We start from the raw sequence: 6749 nt of genomic DNA on the forward strand, positions 1-6749 counted from the left end.
ATATCCGCTGTTTGCCGGAAGACGAAAACGCCTCCCTTGCGCAATCCCGCTAAGGCAAGCATAACAAAGCCCGCCGGATGCGTACAAGACGCTCCCAACGGGCTTTTTTCCGTTCTATATTAAGCCAGCCATTGCTTGACTTTCGCAACAAAGTTGTTCAGCATTTGGGCGGAACCGTACTGGTTGCTGAAGTCCTCGATGCCGATGTAGCCGTCGTAGCCGACTGCTTTCAGATCGTCGAGCGTTTGCTTCCAGTTCACGACACCGTTATCGATCGGCGCCCATTCGCTTTTCCACAGCTTGACGCCGTTTTGCTCTTCACCGGTTGCCACCCAAGCGGCGTTTTTGAGATGTACATGCGCCAGGTATGGTCCGAGAAGCTCAAGACCCATGCGGTGGTTTTCGTAGCCTTCGTGCACCATGTTGCCAGCATCGTGAAGTACGCCGATATGGTCAGGGCTGAACTTGGAAGCAAGTCGGTGCGCGAGTCCGGCACTCGGTGTGATCGTGTTGTGGTGGATCTCGATGATCCCTTTAATGCCGTATTGCTGCGAGAACTCTTGCACCTGATGCAGGTAATCCGTCGCTTTTGCGAACAAGTCGTTATAGTTCTCCGTACGGTTGTAAGGAGGCACGCCGACGCGGATAAAGGATGCGCCGATCGTTTTGGCATGCTTGAATGCCTGCTCTGTCGCCGTAAGATCCAGAGAGTTCAGGTAAGGTGTGATGCTGAGCGTCGTCAAGCCTTCCTTTTCAGCCGCCGTCTTGAAGCGAAGCAGCTCTTCGTCGGATACGGACGGATCGATCGTGCACAGGTTGTTGCCCCAGAAGGATGGGGCTTGGTTCGCCGCTTCTGCCGGGTTTTTCGTATATCGCCATTCAACGCCTTGAATACCGGCTGCCGCCGCTGCCTTCGCAAGCTCTTCAGGCGTCAAATCGGGAGTGGACACAGTAAATACGGACAATTTCATAGATTTATGCCTCCTAGGTAATTGACTGCAAGGATGATTTATCTCCTCTTTATTTTGCAGTATAATATAAACGTATTCTTTGCATTAATTGGGCAAAAGTTTGCTTAAATTGACTCCGCCCGTTCAAGGAGAACCTTCATGCAAGATATCTACCATAATCTGTTCGATCTCGTGACCTTCCGGCATTCCGTGACGCATACGCCGGCGCCGCTCGGGTTCCATCAGCATCAGGATCAGTATGAGATTTACTTCTTTCTGACCGGCGATGTACACTATTTTATCGAAAAACAAGTGTACCAGCTGCAATACGGCGATCTGCTGATCATGCACAGCAACGAGCTCCATAGGCCGAATTTTCAATCCAAAAAACAACGCTACGAAAATGTCGTGATCCACTTTAATCCTTCCCTGGCGGAGCATTTTAATGCACCGCATTTCGATCTTCTCGGGTGCTTCCATAACCGCGCCTTCGGCGAGCGCAACCGCATCCGGCTTAGCCAGCCGCAGATCGACGATATTATGAAGCTCTTCGAGCGGATGGGGCTCCATCGGCGGCCGCAGGCGCAGCCGGGTTCTGACATTTTGTACTTGTCGACCTTCATAGAGCTGCTCGTGTTCATCAACCGCGCGTTTCAGAACCAGGACAAACAGGAAGAGCCCGCCGTCATGCCGGACAAGCTCTCCGCCTTATTTGCCTATATCGACGAAAATCTGGATCAGGACCTTTCACTCGACGTGCTCGAGCAGGTCGTCTTCATGAACCGCAGCTATCTCTGCCGCCTGTTCAAAAAGCACACCGGCAGCACGATTCACGAGCATATCCTTTTTAAAAGAATTGCCAAAGCGAAGCAGCTGCTGCGCGAAGGCTCCACCGTCACTGACACGTGTCAGCTCGCCGGCTTCAATGACTATTCGAACTTCATCCGCACGTTCAAGAAAGCTGTAGGCTTGCCGCCGCGGCAGTATCAGGCGCAGCAGCGCCGGGTGTGAGTTGGCGGGGGCAGTGAGTAGAGCTGGAGGGCGTTGAAGTGCGCTCGAGCGCGGGCACAGCATCCCAGCAGACGCCACGATGATTTTCCCAAATAAGAGCGGTGAACCGCTTCTATTTGGGGATATTCGCCGATTTGCGATCTAATAGGCGTGGTAAACCACGCTTATTGCTTCGCACAACGTTCCTTTCTCGCCTCCCCTGACTCTATAAAAGCGGTTTGCCACCTCTATTTGTTGTGAAACAAGTTAAGATTGGGAAATAAGCGTGGTTTGCCGCGCTTATTTTTTTGTCGCTGGCTGGTGATGCTGGCAGGAGGCTCACAGGAGGAAGGGATTAGCTAGTTTGAAGACCATGGGGATGCGGGCGGCGGCGGAATGTAGTAGGGGGTGCTGCGTGAGTGGAAGTTGAGTGCAGGGTTCGTGAGGGTTAAGCGGGGCTGGACCCTCTTAAGTCACCCAGAATAGCCCATTTTCGCGGAGGTAGCTAGGGCTAGCCCCCCTTAGCAGCGACGAATTGGCTATTTGGGGCTCGTTTGGCATGGTTTAAGAGGGGCTGGACCCTCTTAAGTCACCCAGAATAGCCCATTTTCGCGGAGCTAGCTAGGGCTAGCCCCCCTTAGCAGCGACGAATTGACTATTTGGGGCTCGTTTGGCCTGCGTTAAGAGGGGATGGACCCTCTTAAGTCACCTGAAATAGCCATTTTCGCGGATTTAGCTAGGGCTAGACCCTCTTAGGCCTAGCCTGATCCGTGGAGCGATCGGTCCCGCGCTGCGTCTACACCCCATCCCAACCAAAAAACCTCCCGCTCCCCCATCATGCAATGGGCTAAGCGAGAGGTTTCATTTTACTTCAAGTTCTCCGGGTTCAGCTGCTCCAGCTCCGGCAGGACGAACACGCCGTCCTTGCGGATCAGCACATCGTCGAACCAGATTTCGCCGCCGCCGTACTCGGGACGCTGAATGTTCACGATGTCCCAGTGCAGGGACGATTTGTTGCCGTTGTAGGCGTCGTCGTAGCAGTTGCCTGGTGTGAAGTGGAAGGAGCCGTCGATTTTCTCATCGAACAGAATGTCCTTCATCGGGTGTTTAATGTAAGGGTTGACGCCGATGGCGAACTCACCGACATACCGTGCGCCCTCATCCATGTCAAAAATCTCGTTGATCCGCTCCGTATCGTTCGCGGTCGCTTTGACGATTTTGCCGTCTTTGAACTCGAGGACGATATTCTCAAAAATAAAACCGTTATATGGCGTAGGCGTATTATACGAAATCACGCCGTTGACGGAGTCGCGCACAGGTGCGGAGTACACTTCGCCGTCCGGGATGTTCAGCTCGCCGTCGCATTTGACGCCGCCGATGCCTTTGATCGAGAACGTCAGGTCCGTGCCAGGGCCGACCAGACGCACTTTGTCCGTGCTGTCCATGAGCGCTTTGAGCGAGTCCATCGCTTTGGACATTTTGCCATAATCCATCGTGCAGACGTTGAAGTAAAAATCCTCGAACGCGTCCGTGCTCATGCTCGCAAGCTGCGCCATCGAAGACGTCGGATAACGCAAGACGACCCAGCGCGTATCCGGCACACGCACGTCAAAATGCACCTGCTGATAATAAATCGAGTTGTACAGCTTCATCCGGTCCGCCGGAATGTCCGACATCTCGTAGATGTTTGCGCCGCCGCGGACGCCTATGTAACCTTGCATTTGCTTCATTTGAAACGCGTCAGCGTCCGCCCACGTCTGCATTTGGGCTTCCGTGCACTCCATCACCAGCTGGCGAATGACTGCATGGTCGCGCAAATTCACAAAAGGATGCGCGCCGGCAGCGTGCACTTTTTTCACAATTTCTTTGACCAGCGCATTGTCGATGCCGTAGGCTTCAATCAAAATATTTTCGCCCGGCTTCGCTTTCACGGAATAATTGACCAGCACATCAGCCAGCTTCGTTAGTCTAGGATCCAGCATAGCTATTTCTCCTCTTGCACTTCCTCCACAGGATCGAAGGAAGGCTCGTTAATTTGAAAACCGACCGTCGTTAAATAGAACCAGTCTCCCTGTTCCTCCTGCTGCGCATCCAGTTCAAAAATAAGCGCGCGGAACTTCGACAGCCACTGAGCGAACTTTTCCTTGCTCATTTTGACTTCGATTTGCGTCGCCATCCGATGCCAATGCGCGCGATCCGGAGACGGAATCTGAAAAGCTTCCTCCGGCGCCTCAATCGCCCGAATGCGGGCACGGCCGAGCGCGTTGAGCGTCGCTTCCCGATAATAATTCTCAACTTCGGATACATAAGGCAGCAGCGCTTCACTAGGAACGAAACCGCGCGCCACGGCTCGGTAAAATTTTTGGACGATCCCGTTCTTCAGCTCTGTGCGAATGACGGTAATAAACCCATGTTTTTCTAATTCGTTAAGATGGTAATGAACCTTGGCACGCGCCATCCCCAGTAGTTTAGCCAATTGTTGACCCGTATACGCTTTCTCAATTAAATAGAGAAGCACTTTGTAGCGAAGTGGGTCGCTCACTGTCTTCAATTGCTCAAGCTCTTCGATAATGTAGACCGGTTGCAGCTTCATAACAGATTCGACCTCCCTCTCCTATGTACTGATGATTCAGTATAGGCTTCTTGGTTAATTGAACAACGGTCAAATCTTTTTAACCGTATCATAATGCCAAACAGAATCCCTGTCAATCGCGGTGACGGCAGGACCTCCCCTGCTTCTCACCCATCGTCCCGCAATTCAATGCTTTAACGATTTACCGAGATCAAGCCTTTTTTCTATGGTAGCAAAAAGGGACGTTCTTGTCACCCTGAAAAAGGTGGAACATCCCGAATTTTCAGAAAAGATTCAGCTAAAAAAGCTTGCGCAGCCCTTCGGCCGCTGCGCGCGGGGAGGATGCGGCCGTGATGGCGCTCACGACCGCGACCCCGTCGGCCCCGGCGTGCAGCACGGGGCCGGCGCTCCCGGCATCGATCCCGCCGATGCCCACCAAGGGCAAGCGGATGCCGCCAGCGCGCATCCGCTCGATCATGGCAGGCCCCTGAACCTCACGCGCATCCAATTTGGTGCGCGTGACGTACATGGGGCCTACGCCCAGGTAGTCGGCGCCTGCGGCGACCGCCGACTGGGCCTCGGCAAGATCGTGGGCCGACACACCCACGATCAGCCCCGGATGCCGCCGCCGCACCTCGGCGGCGGGCGCATCCTCCTGGCCGATATGCAGCCCATCGGCCTCAAGCTCCAAGGCGAGCCGCTCATCATCGTTCACGATGAACGGCACGCCGCGGTCCCGGCACAACTGGCGCAGCCGGGTGCCGAGCGCGAGCAGCTCCGGCCCCTGCAGGGCGCCGGGGCCTTTCTCGCGCAGCTGAAACATCGTGACGCCGCCGCCGATGGCGGCGTCCAGCACCTCAACCGGGTCCGCCCCGCCGCAATTGGGGCTCCCCATGACCAAATACAGCCGAAGCGCCTTGCGCAGCTCTTCGCTCGTCATTTGCGGGCACCTCGCATTCCCGCAGACGTGCTGGCCGCATCGACATCGGGGCCACTCGCGCTTTCGCCCAGGCCGCTCACGCGCTCGCCTGCTGCGGCAATCTCAACCGCCTCGACGCCAGAGATGCCCGCAGCTGCTTGCGCGTCGTTGGCCGCTGAGCCTCGCACCCCCAACACGCCGTCGCCTACCGCCAACCGCCGGTACGCCCAATGATTCGTCGGGCCGTGCCCGGCACCGATCTCCAGCGGCGAAGCAATCGCCGCATGGATAAACATTTTGGCCTGCCGGATCGCGTCCGGCATCGCCATTCCCTGCGCGAGCCCCGCCGTCACGGCGGCGGCAAACGTACAGCCCGTGCCGTGCGTATGGCGCGTCTCCAGCCTCGGAGCCATGAACGACGTGAATGTCTGCCCATCGAACAGGAGATCCGTCGAGCTCTCCGCATTCGCCTCATGCCCGCCTTTGATGATGACGTGCTTGCAGCCGTAGCTATAGATGCGCTTCGCCGCTTCTTCGCGCGTCGCCTGATCCACGATGCGAATGCCGCTCAAGGCCTCCGCCTCCGGAATGTTCGGCGTCACGACGCTCGCCAAGGGCAGCAGTGCGTCGATGAGCGCGTCCACCGCCTCCTGCTGGAGGAGCGCAGCGCCGCCTTTGGCAATCATGACAGGATCGACCACAACATGCGCCCAACCAAAACGCCGGATCGCTGCAGCGACCACACGCACAATTTCGCCGCTGAACAGCATGCCGGTTTTCAGCGCATCCGGCGGCAAGTCCTCGCCGATCGAGACGAGCTGCCGCTCAATCGCCTCGGCGCTCATCGGATATACGCCTTGAACGCCGAGCGTATTTTGCGCCGTTACCGCCGTGATAGCGGTCATGCCGTAGGCGCCGAGCTCCTGGAACGTTTTAAGATCGGCTTGAATGCCTGCGCCGCCTCCGCTGTCGGAGCCTGCAATCGTAAGAGCTTTTGGAACTGTATGTTTAACCGACACGGCGATCCTCCTTACCCGTTTTCGTATTCCTGTCCTTGCCTGCAATAAAGCAGGAATTTCCCTCAAAAAAGATGTTTTCAGCAAAATTCCTGCGAAAAAGCAGCTTTTTATACTGAGACTGTTCCAAAATAGGCCTCTCTCCAAAAATGCCTGCGTAATCGCAGGCATTTCACCAAACTAGGTGAGAATCGTGGAAAATTCCTGCTTTTTTGCAGGTTTGACGGCCGATCTCGGTCCAGTTCCGATCCGGTACGATACGGTACGGTTCGGTACGGTTCGGTACGGTACGGTTCGGTACG

The 6749-nt window shown here is 55.6% G+C and carries 5 protein-coding genes and 1 pseudogene; 1 reads left to right on the top strand and 5 read right to left on the bottom strand.

The window, feature by feature from the left end; translation table 11 throughout:
* Positions 1-119: 119 nt before the first annotated feature.
* A complete protein-coding gene (locus EJQ19_RS03735; RefSeq protein ID WP_126139853.1) occupies positions 120-971 on the bottom strand; it encodes a sugar phosphate isomerase/epimerase family protein in 852 nt (283 codons plus the stop codon).
* Positions 972-1109: 138 nt separating this feature from the next.
* On the opposite strand from EJQ19_RS03735, the gene EJQ19_RS03740 reads away from it, so the two are divergent.
* Positions 1110-1961, top strand: a complete 852-nt coding sequence (locus tag EJQ19_RS03740; protein WP_126139854.1) for an AraC family transcriptional regulator — start codon at positions 1110-1112, stop codon at positions 1959-1961.
* Positions 1962-2806: 845 nt separating this feature from the next.
* Here the strand turns inward: EJQ19_RS03740 and EJQ19_RS03745 are convergent.
* The 4 genes and pseudogenes from EJQ19_RS03745 to thiD all read right to left on the bottom strand — a co-directional run.
* A complete protein-coding gene (locus EJQ19_RS03745; protein WP_126139855.1) occupies positions 2807-3922 on the bottom strand; it encodes an aminopeptidase in 1116 nt (371 codons plus the stop codon).
* A gap of 2 nt (positions 3923-3924) precedes the next feature.
* On the bottom strand, positions 3925-4533 hold the full coding sequence (locus EJQ19_RS03750) for an ArsR/SmtB family transcription factor (RefSeq protein ID WP_126139856.1): 609 nt from the start codon (positions 4531-4533) through the stop codon (positions 3925-3927).
* Positions 4534-4810: 277 nt separating this feature from the next.
* Positions 4811-5452, bottom strand: a complete 642-nt coding sequence (gene thiE, locus EJQ19_RS03755; RefSeq protein WP_126139857.1) for a thiamine phosphate synthase — start codon at positions 5450-5452, stop codon at positions 4811-4813.
* Positions 5453-5646: 194 nt separating this feature from the next.
* Positions 5647-6450: pseudogene (gene thiD, locus EJQ19_RS03760) on the bottom strand (bifunctional hydroxymethylpyrimidine kinase/phosphomethylpyrimidine kinase); the annotation flags it as partial.
* Positions 6451-6749: the final 299 nt, after the last annotated feature.

The organism is Paenibacillus whitsoniae (assembly GCF_003955665.1).
Classification (GTDB): Bacteria; Bacillota; Bacilli; order Paenibacillales; family NBRC-103111; genus Paenibacillus_E; species Paenibacillus_E whitsoniae.